The following is a 26,042-nucleotide window of genomic DNA, read 5'->3' on the forward strand; positions in this document are numbered from 1 at the left end:
AGCACTCATCTTACCAAGTAAGAGGTGCGTTGTCAACAAATTTTATTTTACGATTTTTAAAAAATCGGAAATTACTTAACTGTTACGTTAGCAGCGTCAACTTTTACAGCAGGACCCATTGTAGTTGTAACATTTACAGACTTCATGTAAGTACCTTTTGATGCAGCTGGCTTAGCTTTTTGAACTACTTCAAATACTGCTAAGAAGTTTTCTACTAATTTTTCTGTTTCGAAAGAAACTTTACCGATTGGTGCGTGGATGATACCAGCTTTTTCAGCACGGTATTCTACTTTACCAGCCTTGATTTCTTCGATTGCTTTTGTTACGTCAAATGTAACTGTACCTGTTTTAGGGTTTGGCATTAAACCTTTAGGACCTAATACACGACCTAATTTACCAACTTCACCCATCATGTCAGGAGTTGCAACGATTACATCGAAATCAAACCAACCTTGTTGGATTTTTTGGATGTATTCTGCATCGCCTACATAGTCTGCGCCAGCAGCTTCTGCTTCTTTAAGTTTATCGCCTTTTGCGAAAACTAATACGCGTTGAGTTTTACCAGTACCGTGTGGTAATACTACCGCACCACGGATTTGTTGGTCGTTTTTACGAGTATCGATACCTAATTTGAATGCTACTTCTACTGTTGCGTCGAAGTTTACAGTGCTTGTTTTTTGCGCTAATGCTACTGCTTCTTCAACAGAGTATAAAGTAGCGCGGTCGATTAACTTAACTGCTTCTTGCAGCTTTTTACCTTTTTTAGCCATTATAATTTCCTCCTTGATTGTGGTTGTAACGGATTTGACCTCCCACGAATAAAGGTTGCGCACTCATCAAACATGTATCCGAGTGCAGCAACCTTCCAAAAACAAAAACATCATCAAGTGTTGAAGACGGGATTAGTCTTCGATCGTAATACCCATGCTTCGCGCAGTACCTTCAACCATTAACATAGCAGCTTCAACTGAAGCAGCGTTAAGGTCTGGCATTTTTTGTTCAGCGATTTCGCGAACTTTATCACGTTTAACCGTTGCAACTTTTTTACGATTTGGTTCACCAGATCCAGATTGGATACCAGCAGCTACTTTAAGTAATACTGCAGCTGGCGGAGTTTTCGTAATAAAAGTGAATGAACGGTCTTCAAATACTGAAATTTCAACTGGAATGATAAGACCAGCTTGATCAGCAGTACGAGCGTTAAATTCTTTACAGAATCCCATAATGTTTACACCTGCTTGACCTAATGCAGGACCAACCGGTGGCGCTGGGTTTGCTTTACCAGCAGGGATTTGAAGTTTTACAACTTTAATAACTTTTTTAGCCACGAGACACACCTCCTTAAGTCCGTGATGTGGTAATTGGGTTGCCCCTCCCACTCAAATATCTGTTCGTCAGCTAACTTGCCGATAACATTAAAACTAATTATAATCACACGCCCAAAACCTGGACAGTCTGACCTTTGAAATGATAACACTTTTAAATTGCTTAATCAAGTATAAATAATTCTATATTTTTTGAACTTGGTTAAAGTCTAGCTCCATTACCGTTTCGCGACCGAACATATCAACAAGAACTTTTAATTTCGCTTTGTCGTAATCTACTTCTTCTACGCGGCCTTGGAAGTGTGCAAAAGGTCCTTCAAGAACTTCTACAACTTCACCAACAGAAATCTCCACTTCACCTAATAAGGATTCGTTCATACCCATTTGCGCAAGCAGACGTTCCGCTTCTTCCGGTAATAACGGAGTCGGTTTTACACCACCGCCTGAAGAACCGATAAATCCTGTAACACCAGGCGTATTACGCACAACATACCAAGCATCATCCGTCATAATCAATTCTACTAAAACGTAACCCGGGAAAATTTTTCGCATTACCGCTTTTTTCTTACCGTCTTCTTTTACATCGATTTCTTCGTGTTCAGCTACGATTACACGGAAAATTTTATCTTGCATTCCCATCGTTTCCACGCGTTTTTCAAGATTTGCTTTCACTCGGTTTTCATAACCGGAATACGTATGAACAACATACCAATTTTTCTCCATATAGGTAGGACTAAATCGTCCGTCCCTCCTTTACATTAAGTGTGTTAGGGTATATATTCCCCCGTTCACAGAACTTCAATAATCTATTTCTTTAAATAATTTAGCTGTTAGCACTTTTTAACAAATGAAAAAACCCGTTATATGGCATGGACGGGCTATTTCGAAATATTAACATGATATAGCTTACAGAGACAAGAACCAACGGAATAATTCCGAGATCCCTAAATCTATTGCTGTAAAGAATAACGCCATCACGATAACTGTAGAAACTACTACTACCGTATACTTAGTTAACTCTTTACTTTTCGGCCAACTTGTTTTGCGCATTTCCGAGCCGACTTCTTGTAAAAAGTTTGTTACTTTACTCATCTTTGCCTAACCTCCGAACAACGAATTAATCTATTTTCATCTATAACGTTTGTTTATGCATTGTATGCTCATTGCAGTGAGAGCAAAATTTCTTCAGTTCTAAACGCTCGGTCGCCCCTTCTTTTTTCGGGACGCTATAGTTTCTTGAACCGCATTTTTCACAACTTAAAACGACTTTCTTTGCCATGTTTATCACCTTTTCGGCAGTTTGTCCTTTAAAGACTAACACCTAAATTTCCCACTGTCAATAAAGGCTCGTGGTGTTTAAGTCATTTCTTTTAGTTCAAGATGACGCTCCAATTTGCGCTTCACCCGCTGTAATGCATTATCGATGGATTTTACATGGCGGTCCAATTCTTCAGAAATTTCATTATAAGATTGCCCTTCCAAATAACGAACGAGCACTTGCTGTTCGAGTTCGCTTAATACTTCACCCATTTTCTCTTCCAAATAAAGATAATCTTCACGATTGATCATCAAATACTCCGGGTCATCCGAAATCGGGCTCGTAATAATATCCATCAGCGTACGCTCTGATTCTTCATCGTAAATTGGCTTATCTAGAGAAACATATGAATTTAGCGGAATATGCTTTTGTCTAGTAGCCGTTTTAATCGCCGTAATAATTTGCCGTGTAATGCAAAGTTCTGCAAAGGCACGGAATGACGCCAGCTTGTCCTCCTTGAAATCCCGAATCGCTTTATATAAACCAATCATTCCTTCTTGAATTATATCTTCTTTGTCCGCACCAATTAAAAAATACGACCGTGCTTTCGCTTTAACAAACAATCGGTATTTTGAAATCAAAAAATCTAGCGCATCTGTATTGCCTAGATGCACTTGTTCTACAAGCTCTTCATCTGTCAAATGTTCAAAACGTAGTACTATTTGCAACTTCTCACTTTTAAGCAATGAAAATCACCTCAGTTACGCTAGAATAATTAGGAATAGTATAACTTAATTGGAAATAACGGGCAATCTATTACTTGAGCCCTCTTCTCCATTTTTCAAACTGCAGTTCTACTTCTTTAGATAGCTTAATCCTTGAGGCCGGTTTTTCGTCGGTCGATTCTTTTACTTTGGATGAAATTTTAGATTGAATAATTTGCATTTCAATTTCAAGCTCGCGTGCAGATTTTCTTAATGCACCGTGACCAAATACAACATTTTGTTCTGTCATATCGGATGTTGCTACATGTATTTGGATTTTCCGCCCTTTTAATTCGTTCGATAGTTTTTCAATGCGCTCGTCCGCTGTTTCGTTTTTACGTGTATAAAGCACTTCCACGGCATGCTGAATATACAGTTGCTCAGTACCCGGGACAAGATGGGCATCAAATACAACGATAACGCGCCAGCCTGTATGTGCTTTATACTCCGCCATTCGTTCAATTAACCGATCACGTGCATCTTCAAAGTGAGGCTCGCGTAAAGGACGAAGCTCACTCCATGCACCGATCATGTTATAGCCGTCTACTAGCAATATGTTCTGCATGACCTCATCCGTTAGCTTCTTGTCGTTTGCGGTACACTTCATACATAAGTAATGCCGCAGCTACGGAAGCGTTCAATGATGTTACATGACCGACCATTGGTAAGTGATATAAGAAGTCACATTTATCTTTTAATAGACGGCTCATTCCCTTACCTTCACTACCAATAATTAACGCAAGCGGTAATGTTGCATCCATTTTACGATAATCTGCCGACCCTTTTGCATCTGTTCCGGCAATCCATACACCACGTTCTTTCAGCTCATCCACCGTTTGGGCTAAGTTGGTCACACGCACAACAGGTACATGCTCGATGGCACCTGTGGAAGCTTTAGCAACAACTGCTGTCAGACCGACTGCGCGACGCTTTGGAATGATGATTCCATGTGCACCGATTGCATCTGCTGTACGCATAATTGATCCTAGGTTATGCGGATCTTCCAGCTCGTCCAATATTAAAAAGAACGGGTCTTCGTTTTTGGCCTTCGCCGCGTTAAATAAATCATCCAGTTCTGCATAGTCATATGCCGCGACCGATGCCACGATTCCCTGATGATTTTCTGCCAGCTTATCGACTTTTTGCTTTGGTACAAACTGCACGAGGACACCTTGCTCTTTCGCCAAGTCCATTAACTCCTGTACACCTGTTTTCTTCACGCCTTCAGCAATCCATAATTTATTGATTTCACGGCCTGCGCGAAGTGCTTCAAGTACCGGGTTTTTCCCTGCAATCATTTCTCCCGTTACTTCTTCCTGGGCAGATTGCGGTTTATCTTGTTGCTTTTTCTCATGAGTTTTAAAAGTATCCGCTTTTTTATCGCGTCCTTTAAAATCTCTTGGTTTACGATTTTGCTGTCTTTTCTCTGCCATAGTTACACTCCTTTTACCTGTTCAACAATTTCGATTGCGTAATCGATTATTTCATTTGCGCGATGATGTTCTTTGCAAAGGAATAGGAAGCCTAAAACCGCTTCAAACCCTGAGCTATTACGGTATGTGCGTACATCTGTATTTTTCGGAACAGATCCTGATTTGGCATTGCGTCCTCTACGGAAAACAGCTTGCTCTTCTTCTGTTAAATAATTTTCTTCGATCATGCGATGTACAATATTGGACTGGGACTTGGCTGAAACGTATTTCGTCGCTTCTTTATGAAGTGTGTTAGGCTTCGCACGGCCCGACAATATTAAATGTTCCCGAATTCTTTGTTCCAGCACGGCGTCGCCCATATAGGCGAGCGCCAGTGCATTTAGCTGTATGACATCATGGGGTGTTAAATTTTGCATTTACTGTCCTCGTTTCCAGCGTGTACCTTGACGAGTATCTTCAAGTACGATATCCATGCCCAGCAGCTGGTCGCGGATTTCGTCCGAACGAGCGAAATCACGATTTTTTCGGGCTTGGTTACGTTCCTCGATCAGTGCCTCGATTTCTTCATCGAGTAAGCCTGCTTCCACTTTTATATGAATACCTAGTACATTCCCAATTGTATCAAACATCGTTAAAATTGCCTGTAATACTTCTTTATCCGTATTCGCTTCTTTTAAGTACACATTGGCAATATGGGAAAGTTCAAATAGTGCCGAAACCGCATTTGCTGTATTGAAGTCATCATTCATCGCATTTTCGAAATCAATTTTAATCTGGCTGATTTTTCCAAGCCATTGCTCACTGTTCTCCCCTAAACTTGCAGAAGATGAGAGACGGTGCTCCACATTCGTATAGGATGTGCGAATGCGGTCTAAACCATTTTTCGCTGCCTCCACCAAATCCTGAGCGAAGTTGATCGGATTACGGTAATGTACAGACAGCATAAAGAAACGCAATACTTGCGGGTCGATCTGCTGGCGGATATCATTCACTAATATAAAGTTGCCCAGTGATTTCGACATTTTTTCATTATCAATATTAATATAGCCATTATGCATCCAATAACGCGCGAATGTTTTGTCATTATGCGCTTCAGATTGGGCAATTTCGTTTTCATGGTGAGGGAATGTTAAATCCTGTCCGCCTGCGTGAATATCGATTGTATCTCCTAAATGCTCACGCGCCATTACAGAACACTCAATATGCCATCCAGGTCGTCCTTCTCCCCATGGTGATGCCCACTTAATTTCTCCTGCTTTCGCTGCTTTCCATAATGCGAAATCCAACGGGTCCTCTTTTTTCTCGCCCGCTTCAATACGCGCTCCGACTTTTAAATCATCGATCGATTGATGACTTAACTTACCGTAGCCATTGAATTTACGAGTACGATAATAAACATCGCCCTGGGATTCATATGCATAGCCTTTATCGATCAGCACTTTAATAAACTCGATAATATCATCCATATGTTCTGTCACACGTGGATGGGCATCCGCTTTTTGGCATCCCAGTGCCGTAATATCTTCAAAATAAGCAGCAATAAAACGATTTGTCAGGACAGAAGTCTCTTCGCCTAGCTCATTTGCTGCTTTAATAATTTTGTCGTCCACATCGGTAAAGTTCGAAACGAATTTCACCTCATAGCCTGCATACTGTAAATAGCGGCGTACTGTATCATAGACGATTACCGGACGGGAGTTTCCAATATGAATGTAGTTGTATACAGTCGGTCCGCATACATACATTTTTACTTTGCCTTCCTCCAACGGAATAAATGGTTCTTTTTGTCTTGTCAACGAATTGAAAATTTGAATCGTCATATTGCCTCTCCTTTTACATTGTACTCTTATTCATTGGGTTAATTTGTCATTTCATTAAAAAAACGCCTCCATCACCTTAAGAAGGTGACAGAGACGCTAGATGCGCGGTTCCACTCTGGTTGAAAAAGTATCAATACTTTTTCCGCTTGAAGTCCTGTAACGCGGACAAATCGATTTAACCTACTTCAAGTTCAGTTAAATACTCAAAGGTGCATTTCAGCTTTGCCTTAACCTGGATCACTTTCAGCCGGTGGTGATCCTCTCTAATAAGGGGTGCGCAGCGTACTTCTCCTTCTCAACGTGCTATCATTTATAGAATTACATTCATTTTACATCTATTTTCAGAAAAATCAATCATTTTATCCATTCTGGAAATCAGGAAGAAAGCCCCCAATTTTTAAAATGGATTACTCTGCAAATTTTTCCACGCGGGCAATTACTTTTTCCTTGCCGATTAAAGCGATGGCATTCGGCAATTCCGGTCCATGTGTTTGACCAGTCGTCACAACACGGATTGGCATAAACAGGTTTTTACCTTTTACGCCCGTTTCTTTTTGCACAGCTTTAATTGCTGCTTTAATTGAAGCGGCATCAAAAGATTCTAAAGCTTCTAATTGAGCTTTAAATGAAGCCATAACAACCGGCACAGTTTCACCCGCTAACACTTCGTTTGCTTCTTCATCATATGCAATTTCTTCTGTGAAAAATAGGCTCGATAATTCTACGATTTCTGCCCCGAAGCTCATTTGCTCATGGTAAAGGGCGATTAAATCAGAAGCCCATGCACGTTGCTCTTCCGATAGCTCTTCCGGAAGCAGACCTGCTTTTTGCAAATGTGGCAATGCTAAAGCAACTACCTCTTCATGAGACATTTTTTTAATATATTGGTTGTTCATCCATGTTAATTTTGTTTTATCGAACATTGATGGTGATTTCGACAAACGCTTTTCATCAAACAGCTTTACAAATTCATCGTGTGAGAAGATTTCTTCTTCTCCCTCAGGTGACCAGCCAAGTAAAGCAAAGAAGTTAAACATCGCTTCAGGTAAGTAGCCAAGGTCTTTATATTGTGTAACGAACTGGATGATCGACTCATCACGTTTCGATAATTTTTTGCGCTCTTCATTTACGATTAATGTCATATGGCCATATTGCGGATATTCCCATCCGAATGCGTCAAAGATCATCATTTGTTTTGGTGTGTTTGATAAATGCTCTTCCCCACGGAATACATGTGTAATTTCCATGAAATGGTCATCCAGCACTACCGCATAATTGTAAGTTGGGATACCGTTTGCTTTTACAAGTACCCAGTCGCCGACATCTTTTGATTCGAACGATACTTCACCGCGAACTAAGTCAGTGAACCGATACGTAACATTCTCAGGAACACGCATACGAATTGTGTGCGGGATACCAGCAGCTTCTTTTTCAGCAACTTCCTCTGCTGTTAAATGACGGCACTTTCCGTCATATGCAGGTGCAGCAACACCTTGTGCTTTTTGTTTTTCGCGTGATGCTTCTAGCTCTTCTGAAGTACAGAAACATTTATACGCTTGTCCATTTTCCAGCATTTTTTCTGCATGTTCTTTATAAATATCAAGACGCTCCATTTGACGGTAAGGTGCATATGGGCCGCCGATATCAATGGACTCATCCGGCATAATGCCTAACCAGCGTAAGTTATCAAGTTGAGAAGCTTCCCCGCCCTCTACATTACGCTCGATATCTGTATCTTCAATACGTACTACAAAAGTACCGTTGTGATGTTTTGCATATAAATAATTGAATAAAGCTGTACGTGCGCCACCGATATGTAAGAATCCTGTTGGCGATGGTGCATAACGAACGCGAACTGTTTTCGTCATAATATTGCCTCCTAATTTTAGCGTCAAAACGCTCGACCTTTTTCGCATATAAAAAGTTTACTTTTATATGTATATGAACGGACATTATATTGTCCAATATCGGCACAATAGATGTCTTTTAAACTTTAACCATTCTACCACTGTAAGTTGTTAAATTAAAGTAGCGTGTGCCGATTTTTGACACACGCCCTCAATTTTATAACTAACAATCCGTAGGGGGATGGAAAAAACCCCCGCTAATAGAAGTTTCTCTTTATGCTTTAACTAACAGAATCGTTGCCATTGCTGCGATTCCCTCTTCACGGCCAACAAAACCTAACTTCTCTGTTGTTGTCGCTTTTACATTTACTTGCGAAGGTTCCGCATTCAATAATTGTGCGATTCGGTTTTGCATTTGTGAAATATATGGAGCCATTTTTGGACGCTGTGCCATAATCGTACAATCCACATTGCCTAATTTATATCCGCGCTCTTCAACCATCTTCCAAATGTATTCGAGCAGCTTCGCTGAATCGGCATCTTTCCACTCCGGGTCCGTATCAGGGAAGTGACGGCCGATATCCCCTTCACCAATTGCACCCAATGCCGCATCTGTTACTGTATGTAAAAGTACATCGGCATCCGAATGACCTACTAAGCCGCGCTCATGAGGAATTGTAATACCACCTAAAATTAATGGACGTCCTTCTGCAAATTCGTGAACGTCAAATCCTTGTCCAATTCGAAACATATTGTTGCTAGCCTACAAAGTAAACTAGCCTTCACCTTCTTTCTGCTAATCTCATTATCATTAGTATAATCAATTTGCCCGGAAAAAGCGCCGCAAACCTGTTTTCTTTTTTAGATAGCTTCTATTTTCGTTGATTTAGAATAGCTTCTCCAAAAACCAGATCTTCCTGCGTTGTCATTTTTACATTTTCATAACTGCATTCCACAATATGAATATCATGCCCTAAACGCTCCACGAGCATCGCTTCATCCGTTCCTAAAAAACCTGATTTTTCGGCTACGTCCTCAGCTTCAGCCAGTAGATCGTAACGGAACGCTTGCGGTGTTTGAACCATCCATAAAGACTCACGGTCAACCGTTTCTTTAATTAGGCCATTATGGACGATCTTCATTGTATCCTTTGCCCGAACCCCTGCAATAGCTGCCCCTTTTTCATAAGCAACTTTTGCAAGCTCGGTAATCTTCGGAATTGTAATAAAAGGACGTGCAGCGTCGTGAACAAGGACAACATCCACTGCACGCATCTCTTTTATGCATGCATGCACTGAATGTTGGCGTTCTTCACCACCTGTAGGCATACCTTTTACTTTTGCAATATTATATTTTTCGATGAGCGACTGAATAAATAGCCGTTCCCCATCTTTTACTGCAAGCCAAATTCCCGTACAGTTTTCATCTTGTTCAAAAACAAGAAGTGTATGAATTAAAATTGGTTTATCCATTAAGTTTAAAAATAATTTATTTTGTCCGGCGCCCATGCGCTTTCCGCTTCCTGCTGCCGGCAAAACGACTTCATAACGCAAAATGCTTCACATCCTAATTCTCTTTTGGCTTGGCGAAAATCATTCGCCCTGCTGATGTTTGAAGTACGCTTGTTACCGTAACTGTAATCGCCTGTCCAATATAGCTACGTCCGCCTTCTACGACAATCATTGTTCCGTCATCTAAATACGCAACACCTTGATTGTGTTCTTTTCCGTCTTTAATGACAACGACTTGCATATCTTCACCCGGAATAACGACCGGTTTCACTGCATTTGCCAAATCATTAATATTCAATACTTGTACACGGTGCAGTTCACAAACTTTATTTAAGTTGAAATCATTCGTCAATATTTGAGCACTCATGTTTTTTGCTAAGCGAACCAGCTTCAAGTCCACTTCAGATACATCTTCAAAATCAACTTCTGTAATAAGTACCTTCGAAGCACGTTCGTCCTGAAGACGTTTTAAAATATCCAGACCTCTGCGACCGCGTGTACGCTTCAATGTATCAGATGAATCCGCAATATGCTGGAGTTCTGTCAATACAAACTGGGGAACGACCAGAATCCCTTCAACAAAGCCTGTTGCAGAAATATCGGCAATACGGCCATCGATAATGACACTCGTATCAAGTAATTTATACTGCTCCTGAACTTCCTTTACAGACCCGTCACTTTGACGCTTTTTCGTGGATTTCCCGGAAAATATCTGCAACAGCTCATCCCGTTTACTGAAACCGAGCCGGAAGCCGAGATAGCCAAGAACAATGGATAAAATAGCAGGTACAACAGCAGTAATAACGGGAATGTTCATTTGATTGATTGCGACACCGACCAATGTTGCTACACACAGTCCTACGATTAGACCGATCGTACCAAACAGTAAATCCGCTGCCGGTAATTTGAATAATACCTCTTCTAACCAAGTAATCAATTTTACAAAGTAATCAGATAATGCAAAAGATAAAACGAATAACAAAGCAGCACCTATCGCAACACTGAAGTATGGATTATTAAGCCAAGGATTGGATGATAAGTTCATGAATGCATATAAGGGCGGTAAGAAAATAAGGCCTAATGCTCCACCGATAAATAAAAATGCTACTTGAATTATTTTCTTCAACATTTGTTTCACCTCCAATTAATAATTATACATCTAAAGTTTCATTCATGCGAAGCACAGGTACCAAAAGCAAGTCAAATAAATCACAATCGCCAACTACATTCCAATATTAGGATTTTACCCATTTTTTAAGCTTATTCCCTATTTTTTTTAGTTAGATTTACACAATATTAATTCAAATATGACGTACTTCAATCTAAATTCTCACTATCTATAGTTTAATCAACTTAATGTAGATATTATTCTACTATAATAGAAAATTTCAACTTAGAAGAGGAGAATACGTTTTGAATACTGTAAAAGAAGTAAAAATTTCTACTGCTGACCCGTCTGCAATTGGTTTATTCGGCTTGGCGATTGTAACATTTGTTGCTTCCACTCAAAAATTAGGCTGGACAGAAGGCTTAGGTTTGATTATTCCTTGGGCAATATTTCTAGGGGGTATTGCACAATTTTATGCATCTGTATTAGATTCCAAGCATAATAATACTTTTGGTACGACTGCATTCGGCGCATACGGTTTATTCTGGATGGGTGTAGGTATGAGCTGGTTCGTTCAAGCCGGTGTATTTGGTGAAACATTACAGGCATCCGCTGATACAACTCAGCTCGGTGTTGTGTATTTAGGTTATTTAATCTTTACCCTATTTATGACGATTGGTGCAGCTGAAACAAATAAAGTTCTATTCTCCATTTTCGTAATGATCGACTTCTTATTTATCGGTCTGGCATTAAGCTCATTTGGAATTATGGAGCACGGTATGCATTTACTAGCAGCTTACTCTGAGTTAATCATTGCTCTTTTATCATTTTACGGTGCGGGGGCCAATGTACTGAACAAGCATTTCGGCTTCAACTTCCTGCCGATTGGAAAGCCTTTTGGCATTTTTACAAGAGAAGCATTTTTAAAGAAAGAAAAAACGGTAAAAGCTTAATTATAAAGAGGCATGAAAAGTATGTTCACTTTTCATGCCTCTTTTTTACTCATTACTAAAAACGTATTTCTATAAATTCTGGAAAGATTCACGGAGTGCATCACTGATTGTTTCGACGCCAACGATTTGAATGTCCGGCGGGAATTCCCAGCCCCCAATATTGGAGGCTGGAATAAAGGCACGTTTAAATCCTAGCTTTGCCGCTTCCTGTACACGCTGTTCAATTCTTGAAACACGGCGTACTTCACCAGTTAATCCTACTTCCCCGATAAAGCAGTCTGTCGGACGTACTGTCTGATCTTTAAAGCTTGAAACGATACTTGTTAATACAGCTAAATCAATCGCCGGCTCATCCAGCTTCACGCCGCCGGCAACTTTAATATAGGCGTCCTGTGCCTGAAGCATCATACCCATACGTTTTTCCAGTACGGCCATTAATAGCTGGACACGATTTTGATCGACCCCCGTTGCCATACGCTTCGGATAATTGAAACTCGTTGGCGTAACAAGCGACTGAATTTCCACCAAGATTGGACGAGTCCCTTCCATCGATGCAACGATCGTTGAACCGGGGGCACCTTGGGAACGCTCCTGTAAAAACAGCTCGGATGGATTCAATACTTCCTTTAATCCTCCTTGGAGCATCTCAAAAATCGCAATTTCATTTGTAGAACCAAAACGGTTTTTCTGACTGCGTAAAATCCGGTGGTTATGGTGGCGTTCCCCTTCAAAGTAAAGCACCGTATCTACCATATGTTCCAAAATACGCGGACCGGCAATCTGCCCTTCTTTTGTCACGTGGCCTACAAGGAAAATAGCGATATTTTTCGTTTTTGCAATACGCATCAGTTCTGCTGTACATTCACGTACTTGCGACACGCTGCCTGGTGCGCTTGTCACTTCCGGATGGTGTACCGTTTGAATCGAATCGACAATAACAAATTTCGGCTGTACCTCATCGATTGTTTGATTTAAAAACTCCAGATTCGTTTCCGAGTAAATATAAAGTTCCGGCGTATGTACACCTAAACGCTCTGCACGCAGCTTCGTCTGACGTACAGATTCCTCACCGGAAATATATAAAACACGTTTTCCCTGATTGGAAAGCAGCGCGGATACTTGCAGTAGTAATGTTGACTTCCCGATACCCGGATCACCGCCTATCAGCACTAGTGAACCAGGTACAATACCCCCTCCAAGTACACGGTTAAACTCATTCATTTCTGTAGCAATACGCGTTTCTTCCTGTACTTCCACCTGGATAATAGGTGTTGCCTTTGTCGCAGTTGTAGAATGCTGGAACGCACCACGCGGCCCTTTAGTGATGACCTCCACTTCTTCATTCATCGTATTCCATTCACCACAGCCAGGACAGCGCCCCATCCATTTTGCCGCTTCATAGCCACAGCTGCTGCACATAAATTTAGACTTCTTTTTTGCCATTTTGCTAGCTCCTTCGAATGTTTGTTCTTATAATTGTACATGAAATAAAATCGAATACCCACTATTCCGTCCTCAATATTCTTTTTCGTACAGCCTTTCAGCCCAATTCTGCATTACTTTAAATTTGGCGCTTGTGACCGGAGCATTTAGCTTACAATTGCTCCAATCCCTTAAATGATAATCTAAAAAAAAGACGAAGCAGGAGCTATCCCGCCTCGTCTGGTTTATTAATTCGTTGCTACTTTTTCTTGTGTACGTACGACAAACTCATCATCTGCATAGTCAAGTACAACTGTTTGCGTCTTATCCAATGTACCTTTTAACAGCTCTTCGGATAAGCGGTCTTCCACATGTTTTTGTAATGCACGGCGTAGTGGACGCGCACCATATTGCGGATCATAGCCTTCTTCCGAAATTTTCACAAGCGCCGCATCGGTAAGCTGCAGTTCGATATCCTGCTCTTTTAGACGCTTCGTTAAAGAGTTCGCCATTAATGATACGATTTCTTTTAAGTGATCCTTTTCCAATGAATGGAACACGATCATTTCATCAATACGGTTTAAGAACTCTGGGCGGAACGCCTTTTTCAGTTCTTCCAGCATTGTGCTCTTCATGTCTTTCTCTTTCGATGCATTTACACCAGCACTGAATCCTACATGTTTGCGGTATTTCAAGGCATCTGCCCCGACATTCGATGTCATAATGACTACTGTATTGCGGAAATCGACCACACGGCCTTTTGAATCTGTTAAGCGGCCGTCTTCCAACACTTGTAATAAGATGTTGAATACATCCGGATGCGCTTTTTCGATTTCATCCAACAGTACAACCGAATATGGTTTACGACGGACTTTCTCTGTTAATTGGCCCCCATCTTCAAATCCAACATAACCTGGAGGTGAACCGACTAAACGAGAAGTCGAATGTTTTTCCATATACTCGGACATATCTACACGGATCATTGCATCTTCATCACCGAACATTACTTCAGCAAGTGCTCGTGCCAGTTCCGTTTTACCTACACCTGTAGGTCCAAGGAAGATAAATGAACCGATTGGTCGTTTCGGATCTTTTAAGCCTGCACGGGCACGACGGATAGCACGTGAGATTGCCTCTACCGCTTCACCCTGACCAACTACACGTTTGTGTAGTTCTTCTTCAAGGTTTAATAACTTCGCAGATTCGGCCTGTGCAATTTTCGAAACAGGAATTCCCGTCCACATCGCTACCACTTGCGCGATATCATCTACATATACTGTAGACTCTTCTTTACCTTGTTTTTCTTTCCACTCTTTTTTCAGTTGTTCAAGCTCTTGTTTCAGCTTCTGCTCTGTATCGCGCAATGCAGCAGCTTTTTCAAATTCCTGTCCAGAAACAGCGGCATTCTTTTCAGACTTGATGCCTTCCAATTTATCTTCCAACTCTTTTAAATTAGGTGGAACAGTATAAGAGCGTAAGCGCACTTTTGAACCAGCCTCATCAATTAAGTCAATTGCCTTATCGGGTAAGAAGCGATCTGAAATGTAGCGATCAGATAATTTGGCTGCCGCTTCTACCGCTTCATCCGAAATTTTCACACGGTGGTGTGCTTCATAGCGATCACGTAAACCATTAATAATTTGGATTGTTTCTTCAACAGATGGTTCATCAACTTGAATCGGTTGGAAACGACGTTCTAATGCCGCGTCTTTTTCGATATATTTGCGGTACTCATCCAATGTTGTCGCACCGATACATTGCAGTTCGCCACGTGCCAATGATGGTTTCAAGATATTCGAAGCATCAATTGCACCTTCCGCACCACCTGCACCGATTAATGTATGAAGCTCATCGATGAATAAAATAATATTGCCGGCCTGGCGAATTTCATCCATCACTTTTTTCAGACGGTCTTCAAATTCCCCACGATATTTCGTGCCTGCAACAACTGTACCCATATCAAGTGTCATTACACGTTTATCGCGCAGTGTTTCCGGTACTTCATTATTGATGATTTGCTGAGCCAAACCTTCTGCAATAGCCGTTTTACCGACACCTGGTTCCCCGATTAGTACCGGGTTATTTTTTGTCCGGCGTGACAATACTTCCACAACACGTGTAATTTCTTTTGAGCGGCCGATAACCGGGTCAAGTGAACCTTCTCGGGCTACCGCTGTTAAATCTCGGGCTAAACTATCAAGCGTTGGTGTATTGACTGTTTGCGTCATGCTTGAATTACCGCTGCTGTTTGAGTCATTGTTGCCTAATAACAGTAAAACTTGTTGGCGTGCTTTATTGATGCTTACACCTGTATTCGCCAATACGCGGGCAGCAACCCCTTCACCTTCACGAATTAAAGCTAATAAAATATGCTCTGTTCCGACATAGGCATGCCCTAATTTCCTCGATTCATCCAATGAAAGTTCGATTACCTTTTTAGCACGCGGTGTGTAATGTACGATAGGTCCTACATCTTCTGTGCCTTTTCCAACGAGTTCCTCAATGCCAGTCTCGATCATTTGAGGGCTAATATTAATTGCTTCCAAAGCTTTAGCGGCAATTCCGCCCCCTTCACGAATTAAGCCAAGTAAAATATGTTCTGTTCCAATTTCTTTATGCTTAAGACGAATGGCCTCTTCTTGAGCAAGTTGTAATACCTTCTGAGCACGTTGTGTGAATCGATTAAACATCATAGAAAATCCTCTCCTTTTTCCCCATTGTTTGTAGCTTCATCTTGCTCGTTTAACTTTTCTTGCAACAGCTTCGCACGATACATGTCGCGCTCTGCCGGTTGTAACGTAGTACCAATATATTGCTGAATGAGTCCAGGTTGCATAATAAGCATGCACTCATTTAGTTTACGCTGTGAAATTGCTTCTAATAATCCTAAACTTACCCCAAGACGCACATTTGATAAACAGCTTGCTGCTTCTTCACTCGTTAAAATTTTTGCGTACTTTAAAGTACCAAGTGAACGGCTTAAGCGATCTTCCAACACTGAGGGGGCGCGCATCAATAAATTTTTGCGTGCAAGCTCTTCCTTTTTGATTACCTGCTCCACAACTTCCTGAAGCTCCTGTAAAATTGTTTCTTCTGACTTACCTAATGTGATCTGGTTCGATATTTGATAAATATTCCCTAAATTTTCACTGCCTTCTCCATATATACCCCTCACAACCATTCCTAACCTTGTCATCATCTGAATTAACGGGTTCATCTGTTTCATCATTGTGAGTGCTGGTAAATGTAGCATGACAGATGCTCGAAGCCCTGTTCCGACATTTGTTGGGCAACTTGTCAAATAACCATAGCGGTCTTCATATGCATACGTAATTGACTTACTTAAGTAGCGGTCAATATTACGAGCCTTATCAAAAGCCTCTTTTAGATTCATCCCTTGCGTAAGACTTTGTATGCGAATATGATCCTCTTCATTTACTAATATGCTAATGGATTCATCTTTTGTTAAAAAAAATGATCCAATTTTTTTTCTTCGGGCCAAATTTGGGCTGATCAAATGCTTCTCCACTAAAATTTGGCGTTGTAAAACCGGCATATCTTTTATTTGGAAATAGGAAAACTGATACGGATTATCATACGAAGACAATAATGACTGCATCATTTTTTCTTCGATCAGTTGTGCTTCCTGTTCTGTAAAACTAATCGGAAATCGAGTATTGGCAATATTACGAGCAAGCCGAATGCGTGTGCTAATGACGATATCTGAATCGCTTTCGTGCTGCATCCAGCTGGGACTGGCATTCGTTAAAAAATGCTCGATGTTCATGCGTTCCCCTCACCTTCCTGTTTTATTTTACTTTCCAATTCCCTAATTTCATCACGTATGGAAGCTGCATCTTCAAATCGCTCTTCCGCAATTGCTTGCTGCAGGGTTGTTCGGAGCTCCTGGATTTGCTGTTCTACTTTTTCCTTTGAAGGTCCTTCTTCCATGTACCCCACATGCTGAGTACCTGCCTGAAGACGTTCAAGCAGCTGTGGTAATTGCTCGCTGAATGTTTCATAACATTGACCGCATCCGAATTTGCCCTGTTTTAAAAACTGTCGGTACGTAAAACCGCAGGAGGGACAGGATTTTGGGCTGGCTGTATTCGTTGTCGTGCTTTCTTTCTTGGCATTCACAGGTACAAAATTGAACCAATTTGAAATAAGCTGCTGAAGAGATGCAGGCTCTTCATTTACATCAAATTGAAATGGATGAAATTGAGTGGCACATACTTCACAGTAATGACGCTCGACTTTTTGACCATTGTGAACTTGAGTAACGGTTACATTAGCGTGACGCTGTTTACAATGCTCACATATCATAATAATCCACCTCTACTTTTCAAAAGAAATCGTTTGTAGCATTGCATGCATAATGCGTGCTCTCAGCTGATCACGCAACGGCAAAGCTACCTGTAATGTGACACGATCTAAAGCGGCCTTCATAATGCTTGCTTCACGTTCTGTAATGATATCCTCATCCAATAAACGGAAAATAATACGCTCAGCATTAGTTTGGGCAATGGCGTTACCTATTTGTGTTTCCATTTCGTCAAGCAAATTTTTCTTCGAGTGGATTGTTACACGCAAAATCCGAATATAACCGCCACCACCCCGCTTACTCTCTACATAATAGCCATGCTCGGTCGTGAAACGCGTATTGATAACGTAATTGATTTGGGAAGGGGCACAGGCAAATTGCTTTGCCAATTCATTTCGCTTTATTTCAATATGTCCCTGTCCCTCTAATTCAATAACTTCCTTCAAATACCCTTCAATTATGTCAGATATATTCCTCATGCTGTCTCTCACCTCTCATCAACTGACTTTGACTATCTTTGACTTAAATATACAATATTTATTTTTTGAAATGCAACTAATCACTCTTGCTTTAGGTTTCCCTATTTTTACATCAACAAATCCCTATTTATGTAAAAAAAGCGATAAGGTGTATTTAAACAAACCTTACCGCTTTTATGAATTTTGCCAAATTGAGGATAAATTATACCCAGCGACCGACAATTGGATAATTCCAGTGCTGATCTGATAATGCTTTTACAATACCGATGATCGGGGCAATCCAGAAAATAGCGAAAAATACTAACAGGAATGGTAAACCAATTAACACCACAGAAAGAACTCCTGCAATCGCTATTAAAATCCCGAATACAATCTGGAAAAGCAATGCTTGGATTGCTGTTCGCTTTACTTCATCCTCAGAACTTATTAAGAAAAACAGAATCGGTACTAGGAACGGCGCAAAGAATGCACTGGCATGAATGATAATTTTTGACCATTTTGATTCCATTTGTTATCAACCTCACTTTAGTTTATTAGCTTATTTACGGATAATATTCATAAAAGTTTCATAGAGAGAACAAAAATCCCGAATTTTTATTTCGAGATTTCTAAGTGACATCTATATTTAGTCAGTATGGGCCTCTATCTTTCGGGTTGTCCCCTTCTTGAGGAAATAAGAAATATGAAATAACAGCCGTTAAGATGGTTGCTCCAATTACTATTAAAATCCGATCACGGTCGCCTACTTCAGCGTAATTGTTTACTAGCATAATATATGATGCGATCGCCACCCCGAGTGACAAGGGTAAAACATATTTTAAACGCCCTTTATGAAATTTCATTATTACAACGCCTTTCATTATTTACTGCACCCATTTAAATTAGTTATTATATTACCTTAAATACAAATTACTGTAAATTTTTTATCTTTATAGAAATTTAATGATTTCAACCGATATAAACAGTAAAATAGTATTATTTAATAATACATGAAACGAGGAAGAACATGGGTATTCTGTTTTCAAGAGCAACAAAAGTTTCAAACAAGCCTTATTTTGATATAGCTAATTATGCACAGCAAGTAAATCTGGATGTTTCGAACTATCCTACCTTACATAAACAACTTCAACTGCTAAAATTAACGAAAGAGGATTTGGCAGTAATTAAGCAGCTTGAACCTTTTGCACAACAACTTGTTCCGGTAATGGTAGAACAGTTTTACAGTGCGATTAGTTTAAGTCCTGAGCTTGTAGACATTATAGGAAGCTCAGCTCGAATGGAGCGCCTTAAAGGCACATTAACAAAGCATATAGGAGCAATGTTCAATTGCAATATCGATTCACGTTATATTGAAGATCGTCAAACAATTGCACAAGTGCATGTAAAAATCGGTCTGCAATCAAAGTGGTATATTGCTTCATTCCAGTCGCTAACGACAACTTTCATCGACTTTATAAGTGAACTCGAAATGTCGAATAAAGAAATGGCTAAAGCAATTAATGCTTTCTCAAAACTCATTAACTTCGAGCAGCAGCTTGTAATTGAAGCATACGAAAAAGAAGAACAACGCATTCGTACTGAAAGTTCGGAAATGAAATCCAGAATTGTAGAGCGAATTCAGCACACTGCCCAAGAGTTAACGCAGATTAGTGATCAGACAAATGTATCATTAGAGGAAATTGCGGCCCAGTCGGAAGAGATTGCTTCCAATACTACTCAAGGATTAAATTTAGTAGCTGAAACAGAAAATAAATCAACGACAGGGACTACGTATTTAATTAACCAGACAGCAATCATGACAAACATTTTGGATCGTGTAGACACATTGGAGTCTTCCATGGTTAAACTGCGTCAATCGTCTAAGAAAATTGCCGAAATTGTAGGATTAGTAACAGGCATTGCTGATCAGACAAACTTGCTTGCATTAAATGCATCTATTGAAGCAGCACGTGCAGGTGAACACGGGAAAGGATTTGCAGTAGTCGCAGATGAAGTCCGAAAGCTTGCTGAAGAAACTAAAAATGCGGTACAAAACGTTTCTCATTTAATTAAAGAAACAGAACTTAGCATTTCACAAATGTCCGATTCTGTTTCAAGTGTTGATGAGCAAGTAAAAATGAGTGTCGATACGCAAAAAAGCTTGGCGGATTCCTTTACATCCATTACGGAAGCAGTGCATGGTATTAAAAAGCAATACGAAAACACGAATGAGGACATTCATGCCATTTCATCTGTTATTACCGGTTTGACACATACAACAAACAATGTGTTAACATCATCGGATTCATTGCTTCACATTGTTCAGGAACTGCATGATTAAATTTCATAAATAAAAGGAAGGATATCAACTGGCTTTTTGCCTTTGATATCCTTTTTTCTAAGCACGGCGTTTTTTGCTGAGCGTTAAAAATTAATTTCCATTCCGGGACGCTTTCCGCGGGCACGGCGTGAGGCCAACACGATGTTGGTCACAAAAGCGTTGCCACAGGACGTGGTGCTCTTAGCTTTTGTTCTTAAGTCTCAGGCGTCGTGCTATTCCCGCAGGAGTCGCCCTCCATTCCAATCAATTTTATAAAATATCCGTTTTTTAATACGGCTTTTCCTCTTATTAAAAATATTACTTCTACTACTGTCCCAAACCTATTTTTATGCACGGCGTTTTTTTGATAATGCTCGCTTTTGTTTTCGGTGTTCCTGACGAATCGGGCCTGTTTCAAATAAATGCCGCTCAAAATCGGTCTCCGGCTCTACACCCGGTACTTCTTTCGGCTTGCCGTTTTCATCAATTGCAACCATCGTTACGAAAGATTCCGTCGTTAGTTTCTTTGCACCTGTCTTAATATTTCTTGATACAACCCGTACATATACTTCCATCGAAGTACGACCTGTCCCAGATACAACAGCTTCCAACTCGATCATGTCACCTGCATAGGCAGAGGATACGAAATCCACTGAGTCAAAAGAAGCAGTAACGACTTCACCTTGGCAATGTTTCATTGCAGCAATCGCCGCAATTTCATCAATATATGCTAACACTTTTCCTCCGAATATCGATTGATGGTGATTTGTATCAGGAGGTAGTACTAATCGTGTTTGGATAGATTTTGAAAAGCTCATCGGCAGAGTATTTTTCATAATCTTCCTCCTTTCTAAACTACACTCCATGTTACTATTCAGAAGATGGAAGTGCTAGTACAAACTATTCATAATTCAACTTCATTGTAATAAATTTTAAATCGGTCATTTCTTCTACTGCATACTTAATGCCTTCTTTACCGTATCCGCTCATTTTGACGCCTCCATACGGCATATTGTCTACACGGAATGTCGGAATATCATTAATGATGACTGCGCCTGCTTCAATCTCTTCGGCAGCTTTCATCGCATCTGTTAATACATTTGTGTAAATCCCGGCATTTAACGCAAGCTCTGATTGGTTTACAAGGGCAATAGCCTCGTCCAGCGTTTCATACGGCACAATCGATACAATTGGCGCAAACGTCTCTTCACAAACAATTCTCATATCAGCTTTTACATTCGTCATGACCGTTGGAGAGCATGTGCGCTCTGTAAATTCAGCTCCTGTTGCAACCGTTGCACCTTGCTGTTTCGCCTCTTCAATCCAGTTTTTTATACGGCTAACTTCATCCGGATGAATCATGGCACTCACATCCGTTTTTTCATCATGCGGGTCCCCTACAGCCAGTTTCTTTGTCTCTTCAACAAATAATTTTGTAAATGCATCATAAATCGAAGTATGAACATAAATGCGCTGCAATGAAATACATACTTGTCCGGCAAATCCAAATGCACCGCCTACACCACGCTTCATAATTTTTTCAAGCGGTGTTGAAGGTTCTACAATAAGTGCCGCATTTGAACCAAGTTCCAGTGTAATTTTCCGCAAACCGACTTTTTCTTTAATTTTTAGGCCAACCGCACCACTACCTGTAAATGTCACTTTTTTTACAAGCGGATGTGTTACAAGTGTTTCGCTCAATTCACCGCCACTGCCCGTCACAATTTGCAATGCACCATCCGGTAAACCTGCTTCTTTGAAGATTTCCGCCATCACAAGTGCACTTAACGGGGTTTGGGATGCAGGCTTTAATACAACTGTATTCCCCACAGCAAAGGCCGGACCTAATTTATGGGCTACGAGGTTAAATGGAAAATTAAACGGTGTAATCGCAGAAACTACGCCTAATGGAACTCGCTTCGTATAGCCGATTCTGTCTTTTACACCTGGTGCTGCATCCAGCGGAATCGTTTCGCCTGTACTTTGTTTTGCCGCTTCTGCTGCGAACTGGTATGTCGCAATCGTACGGTCTATTTCGCCAATACCCGCTGAAATAGGTTTTGCCGCTTCATCCGCCAATATTTTTGCAAGCTCCTGTTTACGTTCCCGCATGATCGTCACGACTTTGTATAAAATTTCCGCACGTTCATAAGCAGTCGTTTTTTTGAATGACTGGAATGTTTGATGGGCACCTTCAATTGCACGCTCCACATCTGCTGCCGTCGCTTTTGCTACATTTGCAAGTACTTCTCCCGTATAAGGTGCTGTTAACTCAGTTGTATCATTGGTACTTTCCCATTGACCATTAATCCATAATTTTGTCTTTTTCATTTAATTCACTCCTCACTATTGTTTACCCAATTTAAAAAATTATATCGAGAATATCAATTGCCAATAGAAATGGTAAATCTCCTATATAATCGCTCATTGTAAGAGCCTGCATAAATAATAAACTATCGTTGAAATCAGATAATGTATCATTTTCAATCAAATTTTCCAGCACAAATTGTACAGCGACCATTAAAGCATACGCTTGCATCCCCATAAACATCGAAAGTTTGACGAGCATCCTTTCCATTTCTACAATTTCATCGACAACTTCTGATGTAGCGCCTGCTACAGCAAGCAACGCTAAATACGGATAAAATCTTCTCTCCACTTTCACACCACTATTTATAAATGACTGCCTCATCGCAACTACATATTCAGTCAATACAGGCTGAAATTCTTCATCATATAATGACAATAGCTGAGTCATTGCCTGCAGGGCATCACCGTTTTTAAATCCTTCGCTGTGCAGTGCATCATAGTATTTCCGCATTGTTTCGGCAAGATTAACTGGATTACTTTGCTTCTTTGTCAATAAAACCGCGTAGGGGATATCATCTTTTCCTGTCAGGAAGTAATGATGCTTTTTCATCTCATCATGTAAAATTTTCGCTTTTTTTGCATGTGCTTCGTCCGTTAAAAAAAGGGCTGCAATGCGTAAATATCCGCTGCTTTTAAACCCTGCACTCAATAATGCCTTTTCATTGGACCTTACTCGATGAAGCTCCTGTTCAGGCTGCGGATGCAAAACGAAATGTCCTAACATTTTATACGTTAAAACTGATTTATTTGATGGTGTAGAGAAAAACTCGAAAAATGATTGCTTCGACTTTTGACTATGTATACCTTTTACATTTTTCTCGAATAAAGGACCATTGAATGTTTCACGTGAAAATGTAAATTGTACAGCTAACGGTATCAGGGCATTGCTTTGAATATCTGCTCCGAAAAACAGCTCCATCCGCTCGTTATTATTTTTTAGTAATTGTATAAAGGTTGTTTGATCCATCAGTTCACACTCCTCCTTCTGATTATACGCCTAAATTTTTGAAGTGAAAAAATTTTGCTTTTCTTCTACAAAAAAGAGGAATGCTGATTGTTAACCAGCATTCCCCTCTAACAACATTATACTTGAAGCTCATCAAGCTCTTCTTTTGTGAAGGCCCGTGATCTAGATAAAAAGCGCTTTCCTTCAACGCCTTCCAACGAAAACATTCCACCACGTCCATCGACGACATCAATAATGATCTGGGTATGCTTCCAATAATCATATTGGTTTTTGTGCATATAAAATGGACTTCCACCAATATGACCAAGCAGTATATCCTGGTTGCCGATAATTAAATCGCCATCCGGATAACACATTGGAGAAGAACCATCACAGCAGCCTCCCGATTGGTGGAACATAACAGGTCCGTGGCGTTCTTTCAACTTCTCGATCAATTGCAGTGCTGCCTCGGTTGCTTTAACGCGTTCAACCAAATTTTGCACCCCCCTCTCTTAGAAGAAGCCTAAGCGGTTTTCATCATAGCTGACTAACAGGTTTTTCGTCTGTTGATAGTGGCTTAACATCATCTTATGGTTTTCACGTCCAACACCACTCATCTTATAGCCGCCGAATGCTGCATGTGCCGGATATGCATGGTAGCAGTTCGTCCACACACGGCCTGCCTGAATGCCGCGGCCAAAACGGTAAGCTGTATTCATATCACGTGTCCAAACACCCGATCCCAACCCGTATAATGTATCATTTGCGATTTCCAATGCTTCTTCTTTCGTTTTAAATGTTGTTACAGCAACAACCGGACCGAAAATTTCCTCTTGGAAAATACGCATTTTATTATGACCTTTAAATACAGTCGGCTTAATATAGTAACCGTCTGCAAAATCGCCGCCTAAATCATTTTTCTCTCCGCCGATTAAGCATTCCGCGCCTTCTTCTTTACCGATTTGTAAATAAGATTGGATTTTCTCCATTTGTTCTGATGATGCTTGAGCACCCATCATTGTATCTGTATCTAAAGGGTTACCTGTTTTAATTGCTTCAACGCGCTTTAATACTCGTTCCATAAATTTCTCGTAAATCGATTCCTGAATAAGTGCACGAGAAGGACATGTACATACTTCACCTTGGTTTAAAGCGAATAATACAAAGCCTTCCACCGCTTTATCCAAAAATGCATCATCTGCATCCATAATGTCTTCGAAGAAAATGTTCGGTGATTTACCGCCCAATTCCAAAGTAACCGGAATCAGATTTTGTGATGCATATTGCATAATAAGTCGACCTGTCGTCGTCTCACCGGTAAACGCTATTTTCCCAATGCGCGGATTTGAAGCTAACGGCTTTCCTGCTTCCAAACCGAAGCCATTCACAACATTAAGCACACCTGGAGGAAGTAAATCTTCAATCAGCTCAACAAGTACTAAAATGGATGCTGGTGTTTGCTCAGCCGGCTTTAATACGACACAGTTTCCTGCAGCTAAAGCAGGTGCCAATTTCCAGACAGCCATCAGTAACGGGAAGTTCCATGGAATAATTTGTCCAACGACACCAATCGGCTCATGGAAGTGATAGGCCACTGTATTTTCATCAATCTGGCTAAGAGACCCTTCCTGTGCGCGTAAAGCACCCGCAAAATAGCGGAAGTGATCAATGCCCAAAGGTAAATCTGCATTCAAAGTTTCGCGTACTGCCTTACCGTTATCCCAAGTTTCTGCAACGGCCAGCATTTCTAAATTTTGTTCCATACGATCTGCAATTTTCAGTAAAATATTCGAGCGTTCAGTTGCCGATGTCTTACCCCAGGCATCCTTTGCCGCATGGGCTGCATCTAAAGCAAGCTCGATATCTTCTTCCGTAGAGCGCGCAACTTGGGTAAACACTTTACCAGTTACAGGGGTAATATTGTCGAAGTACTCCCCTTTTACTGGCGGTGTCCATTTACCACCGATAAAGTTGTCGTAACGCTCCTTGAAATTTACTAATGCGCCATCCGTGTTTGGATTTTGATACACTGCTGCCATTGAAATCTCTCCCCTTTGCACAAATTATGGTGACCATACCTTCTCATAAAAAGGCCATGATGAAATCCATGCTGTAAAGCTCACTCTTCTGTGAGAGGTATCTTCATCTACTATATTGTCAGAAAAATGGAATCATTTCAAATA

At 40.6% G+C, this 26,042-nt stretch carries 28 protein-coding genes and 1 other annotated feature; of the genes, 2 read left to right on the forward strand and 26 right to left on the reverse strand.

Annotated elements, in window-relative coordinates; genetic code table 11:
- Positions 1 to 71: 71 nt before the first annotated feature.
- From rplA to MKZ25_RS19100, 14 genes are all read right to left on the reverse strand, one after another.
- Positions 72 to 770, reverse strand: a complete 699-nt coding sequence (rplA, locus tag MKZ25_RS19035; RefSeq protein ID WP_340802839.1) for a 50S ribosomal protein L1 — start codon at positions 768 to 770, stop codon at positions 72 to 74.
- Between the two features lie 132 nt (positions 771 to 902).
- The gene (gene rplK / locus MKZ25_RS19040; protein ID WP_008406998.1) at positions 903 to 1,328 is read right to left on the reverse strand and encodes a 50S ribosomal protein L11; all 426 of its coding nucleotides are present in this window, start codon (positions 1,326 to 1,328) and stop codon (positions 903 to 905) included.
- 180 nt (positions 1,329 to 1,508) lie between these two features.
- Positions 1,509 to 2,048: a transcription termination/antitermination protein NusG gene (gene nusG, locus MKZ25_RS19045; RefSeq protein ID WP_340802840.1), complete on the reverse strand. Its 540-nt coding sequence runs from the start codon at positions 2,046 to 2,048 to the stop codon at positions 1,509 to 1,511.
- Between the two features lie 183 nt (positions 2,049 to 2,231).
- On the reverse strand, positions 2,232 to 2,417 hold the full coding sequence (gene secE / locus MKZ25_RS19050; RefSeq protein ID WP_008407002.1) for a preprotein translocase subunit SecE: 186 nt from the start codon (positions 2,415 to 2,417) through the stop codon (positions 2,232 to 2,234).
- A 40-nt stretch (positions 2,418 to 2,457) separates the two neighbouring features.
- On the reverse strand, positions 2,458 to 2,604 hold the full coding sequence (rpmG, locus tag MKZ25_RS19055) for a 50S ribosomal protein L33 (RefSeq protein ID WP_340802841.1): 147 nt from the start codon (positions 2,602 to 2,604) through the stop codon (positions 2,458 to 2,460).
- A 77-nt stretch (positions 2,605 to 2,681) separates the two neighbouring features.
- Positions 2,682 to 3,329, reverse strand: coding sequence for an RNA polymerase sporulation sigma factor SigH (gene sigH, locus MKZ25_RS19060; protein ID WP_340802842.1), 648 nt, complete (start codon positions 3,327 to 3,329; stop codon positions 2,682 to 2,684).
- A 70-nt stretch (positions 3,330 to 3,399) separates the two neighbouring features.
- The gene (locus MKZ25_RS19065; protein WP_008407006.1) at positions 3,400 to 3,912 is read right to left on the reverse strand and encodes an NYN domain-containing protein; all 513 of its coding nucleotides are present in this window, start codon (positions 3,910 to 3,912) and stop codon (positions 3,400 to 3,402) included.
- A 4-nt stretch (positions 3,913 to 3,916) separates the two neighbouring features.
- Positions 3,917 to 4,780: a 23S rRNA (guanosine(2251)-2'-O)-methyltransferase RlmB gene (gene rlmB, locus MKZ25_RS19070; protein WP_340802843.1), complete on the reverse strand. Its 864-nt coding sequence runs from the start codon at positions 4,778 to 4,780 to the stop codon at positions 3,917 to 3,919.
- Between the two features lie 2 nt (positions 4,781 to 4,782).
- Positions 4,783 to 5,196, reverse strand: a complete 414-nt coding sequence (locus MKZ25_RS19075; protein ID WP_340802844.1) for a Mini-ribonuclease 3 — start codon at positions 5,194 to 5,196, stop codon at positions 4,783 to 4,785.
- Entirely contained in the window at positions 5,197 to 6,600 is a 1,404-nt protein-coding gene (gene cysS, locus MKZ25_RS19080) for a cysteine--tRNA ligase (RefSeq protein WP_340802845.1), read from the reverse strand. It lies immediately after the preceding gene.
- Positions 6,601 to 6,686: 86 nt separating this feature from the next.
- Positions 6,687 to 6,908 (reverse strand) — a binding site (T-box leader).
- 99 nt (positions 6,909 to 7,007) lie between these two features.
- Positions 7,008 to 8,468, reverse strand: a complete 1,461-nt coding sequence (gene gltX / locus MKZ25_RS19085) for a glutamate--tRNA ligase (RefSeq protein WP_340802846.1) — start codon at positions 8,466 to 8,468, stop codon at positions 7,008 to 7,010.
- Positions 8,469 to 8,721: 253 nt separating this feature from the next.
- On the reverse strand, positions 8,722 to 9,198 hold the full coding sequence (gene ispF, locus MKZ25_RS19090; protein WP_251690903.1) for a 2-C-methyl-D-erythritol 2,4-cyclodiphosphate synthase: 477 nt from the start codon (positions 9,196 to 9,198) through the stop codon (positions 8,722 to 8,724).
- A gap of 121 nt (positions 9,199 to 9,319) precedes the next feature.
- Positions 9,320 to 10,000, reverse strand: coding sequence for a 2-C-methyl-D-erythritol 4-phosphate cytidylyltransferase (gene ispD / locus MKZ25_RS19095; protein WP_340802847.1), 681 nt, complete (start codon positions 9,998 to 10,000; stop codon positions 9,320 to 9,322).
- 13 nt (positions 10,001 to 10,013) lie between these two features.
- Positions 10,014 to 11,087, reverse strand: a complete 1,074-nt coding sequence (locus MKZ25_RS19100) for a PIN/TRAM domain-containing protein (RefSeq protein WP_340802848.1) — start codon at positions 11,085 to 11,087, stop codon at positions 10,014 to 10,016.
- Positions 11,088 to 11,371: 284 nt separating this feature from the next.
- Here MKZ25_RS19100 and MKZ25_RS19105 point away from each other — a divergent pair, with 284 nt between their 5' ends.
- Complete coding sequence (locus MKZ25_RS19105; RefSeq protein WP_340802849.1) at positions 11,372 to 12,019, forward strand: acetate uptake transporter; 648 nt, start codon at positions 11,372 to 11,374, stop codon at positions 12,017 to 12,019.
- A gap of 69 nt (positions 12,020 to 12,088) precedes the next feature.
- Here MKZ25_RS19105 and radA read toward each other — a convergent pair whose 3' ends face one another.
- From radA to MKZ25_RS19140, 7 genes are all read right to left on the reverse strand, one after another.
- Positions 12,089 to 13,462, reverse strand: coding sequence for a DNA repair protein RadA (radA, locus tag MKZ25_RS19110; RefSeq protein WP_340802850.1), 1,374 nt, complete (start codon positions 13,460 to 13,462; stop codon positions 12,089 to 12,091).
- A gap of 227 nt (positions 13,463 to 13,689) precedes the next feature.
- Positions 13,690 to 16,134 (reverse strand): ATP-dependent Clp protease ATP-binding subunit, encoded by a 2,445-nt coding sequence (locus MKZ25_RS19115; RefSeq protein WP_340802851.1) that lies wholly within the window; start codon positions 16,132 to 16,134, stop codon positions 13,690 to 13,692.
- Positions 16,131 to 17,228, reverse strand: a complete 1,098-nt coding sequence (locus MKZ25_RS19120) for a protein arginine kinase (RefSeq protein WP_340802852.1) — start codon at positions 17,226 to 17,228, stop codon at positions 16,131 to 16,133. The genes MKZ25_RS19115 and MKZ25_RS19120 overlap by 4 nt, the downstream gene beginning before the upstream one ends.
- Positions 17,225 to 17,767 carry a UvrB/UvrC motif-containing protein gene (locus MKZ25_RS19125; protein WP_340802853.1) on the reverse strand — a complete coding sequence of 181 codons (543 nt, stop codon included), beginning with the start codon at positions 17,765 to 17,767 and terminating at the stop codon, positions 17,225 to 17,227. Before MKZ25_RS19125 ends, MKZ25_RS19120 begins: the two co-directional genes overlap by 4 nt.
- A 12-nt stretch (positions 17,768 to 17,779) precedes the next feature.
- Complete coding sequence (locus tag MKZ25_RS19130; protein WP_340802854.1) at positions 17,780 to 18,244, reverse strand: CtsR family transcriptional regulator; 465 nt, start codon at positions 18,242 to 18,244, stop codon at positions 17,780 to 17,782.
- A 202-nt stretch (positions 18,245 to 18,446) separates the two neighbouring features.
- Positions 18,447 to 18,752, reverse strand: a complete 306-nt coding sequence (locus tag MKZ25_RS19135; protein WP_340802855.1) for a DUF4870 domain-containing protein — start codon at positions 18,750 to 18,752, stop codon at positions 18,447 to 18,449.
- Between the two features lie 121 nt (positions 18,753 to 18,873).
- Positions 18,874 to 19,104, reverse strand: coding sequence for an acyltransferase (locus tag MKZ25_RS19140; protein WP_340802856.1), 231 nt, complete (start codon positions 19,102 to 19,104; stop codon positions 18,874 to 18,876).
- Between the two features lie 146 nt (positions 19,105 to 19,250).
- On the opposite strand from MKZ25_RS19140, the gene MKZ25_RS19145 reads away from it, so the two are divergent.
- Positions 19,251 to 20,564, forward strand: a complete 1,314-nt coding sequence (locus MKZ25_RS19145; protein WP_340802857.1) for a globin-coupled sensor protein — start codon at positions 19,251 to 19,253, stop codon at positions 20,562 to 20,564.
- Between the two features lie 326 nt (positions 20,565 to 20,890).
- Here the strand turns inward: MKZ25_RS19145 and MKZ25_RS19150 are convergent, their stop codons facing one another.
- The 5 genes from MKZ25_RS19150 to adh form a co-directional block, all read right to left on the reverse strand.
- A complete protein-coding gene (locus MKZ25_RS19150) occupies positions 20,891 to 21,379 on the reverse strand; it encodes an acyl-CoA thioesterase (protein WP_008407032.1) in 489 nt (162 codons plus the stop codon).
- A gap of 64 nt (positions 21,380 to 21,443) precedes the next feature.
- The gene (locus MKZ25_RS19155) at positions 21,444 to 22,874 is read right to left on the reverse strand and encodes an aldehyde dehydrogenase family protein (protein ID WP_340802858.1); all 1,431 of its coding nucleotides are present in this window, start codon (positions 22,872 to 22,874) and stop codon (positions 21,444 to 21,446) included.
- Between the two features lie 31 nt (positions 22,875 to 22,905).
- A complete protein-coding gene (locus MKZ25_RS19160) occupies positions 22,906 to 23,880 on the reverse strand; it encodes a DUF4003 family protein (protein WP_340802859.1) in 975 nt (324 codons plus the stop codon).
- A 116-nt stretch (positions 23,881 to 23,996) separates the two neighbouring features.
- Complete coding sequence (locus MKZ25_RS19165; protein ID WP_340802860.1) at positions 23,997 to 24,353, reverse strand: DUF779 domain-containing protein; 357 nt, start codon at positions 24,351 to 24,353, stop codon at positions 23,997 to 23,999.
- A gap of 18 nt (positions 24,354 to 24,371) precedes the next feature.
- Positions 24,372 to 25,898 (reverse strand): aldehyde dehydrogenase, encoded by a 1,527-nt coding sequence (gene adh / locus MKZ25_RS19170; protein ID WP_340802861.1) that lies wholly within the window; start codon positions 25,896 to 25,898, stop codon positions 24,372 to 24,374.
- Between the last annotated feature and the right edge of the window lie 144 nt (positions 25,899 to 26,042).

The sequence above is a fragment of the Solibacillus sp. FSL W7-1464 genome (assembly GCF_038004425.1).
Classification (GTDB): domain Bacteria; phylum Bacillota; class Bacilli; order Bacillales_A; family Planococcaceae; genus Solibacillus.

Bases quoted from the DNA above. Each gene is read 5' to 3' on its own strand.
- nusG (WP_340802840.1), bottom strand. From the start codon at position 2,048: ATGGAGAAAAATTGGTATGTTGTTCATACGTATTCCGGTTATGAAAAC.
- gltX (WP_340802846.1), bottom strand. From the start codon at position 8,468: ATGACGAAAACAGTTCGCGTTCGTTATGCACCATCGCCAACAGGATTC.
- MKZ25_RS19140 (WP_340802856.1), bottom strand. From the start codon at position 19,104: ATGAAAGGCGTTGTAATAATGAAATTTCATAAAGGGCGTTTAAAATAT.
- MKZ25_RS19125 (WP_340802853.1), bottom strand. From the start codon at position 17,767: ATGATATGTGAGCATTGTAAACAGCGTCACGCTAATGTAACCGTTACT.
- rlmB (WP_340802843.1), bottom strand. From the start codon at position 4,780: ATGGCAGAGAAAAGACAGCAAAATCGTAAACCAAGAGATTTTAAAGGA.
- MKZ25_RS19120 (WP_340802852.1), bottom strand. From the start codon at position 17,228: ATGAACATCGAGCATTTTTTAACGAATGCCAGTCCCAGCTGGATGCAG.
- MKZ25_RS19135 (WP_340802855.1), bottom strand. From the start codon at position 18,752: ATGGAATCAAAATGGTCAAAAATTATCATTCATGCCAGTGCATTCTTT.
- rpmG (WP_340802841.1), bottom strand. From the start codon at position 2,604: ATGGCAAAGAAAGTCGTTTTAAGTTGTGAAAAATGCGGTTCAAGAAAC.
- MKZ25_RS19150 (WP_008407032.1), bottom strand. From the start codon at position 21,379: ATGAAAAATACTCTGCCGATGAGCTTTTCAAAATCTATCCAAACACGA.
- secE (WP_008407002.1), bottom strand. From the start codon at position 2,417: ATGAGTAAAGTAACAAACTTTTTACAAGAAGTCGGCTCGGAAATGCGC.
- MKZ25_RS19145 (WP_340802857.1), top strand. From the start codon at position 19,251: ATGGGTATTCTGTTTTCAAGAGCAACAAAAGTTTCAAACAAGCCTTAT.
- MKZ25_RS19155 (WP_340802858.1), bottom strand. From the start codon at position 22,874: ATGAAAAAGACAAAATTATGGATTAATGGTCAATGGGAAAGTACCAAT.
- radA (WP_340802850.1), bottom strand. From the start codon at position 13,462: ATGGCAAAAAAGAAGTCTAAATTTATGTGCAGCAGCTGTGGCTATGAA.
- rplA (WP_340802839.1), bottom strand. From the start codon at position 770: ATGGCTAAAAAAGGTAAAAAGCTGCAAGAAGCAGTTAAGTTAATCGAC.
- cysS (WP_340802845.1), bottom strand. From the start codon at position 6,600: ATGACGATTCAAATTTTCAATTCGTTGACAAGACAAAAAGAACCATTT.
- MKZ25_RS19130 (WP_340802854.1), bottom strand. From the start codon at position 18,244: ATGAGGAATATATCTGACATAATTGAAGGGTATTTGAAGGAAGTTATT.
- MKZ25_RS19115 (WP_340802851.1), bottom strand. From the start codon at position 16,134: ATGATGTTTAATCGATTCACACAACGTGCTCAGAAGGTATTACAACTT.
- ispF (WP_251690903.1), bottom strand. From the start codon at position 9,198: ATGTTTCGAATTGGACAAGGATTTGACGTTCACGAATTTGCAGAAGGA.
- MKZ25_RS19160 (WP_340802859.1), bottom strand. From the start codon at position 23,880: ATGGATCAAACAACCTTTATACAATTACTAAAAAATAATAACGAGCGG.
- MKZ25_RS19100 (WP_340802848.1), bottom strand. From the start codon at position 11,087: ATGTTGAAGAAAATAATTCAAGTAGCATTTTTATTTATCGGTGGAGCA.
- MKZ25_RS19075 (WP_340802844.1), bottom strand. From the start codon at position 5,196: ATGCAAAATTTAACACCCCATGATGTCATACAGCTAAATGCACTGGCG.
- adh (WP_340802861.1), bottom strand. From the start codon at position 25,898: ATGGCAGCAGTGTATCAAAATCCAAACACGGATGGCGCATTAGTAAAT.
- MKZ25_RS19065 (WP_008407006.1), bottom strand. From the start codon at position 3,912: ATGCAGAACATATTGCTAGTAGACGGCTATAACATGATCGGTGCATGG.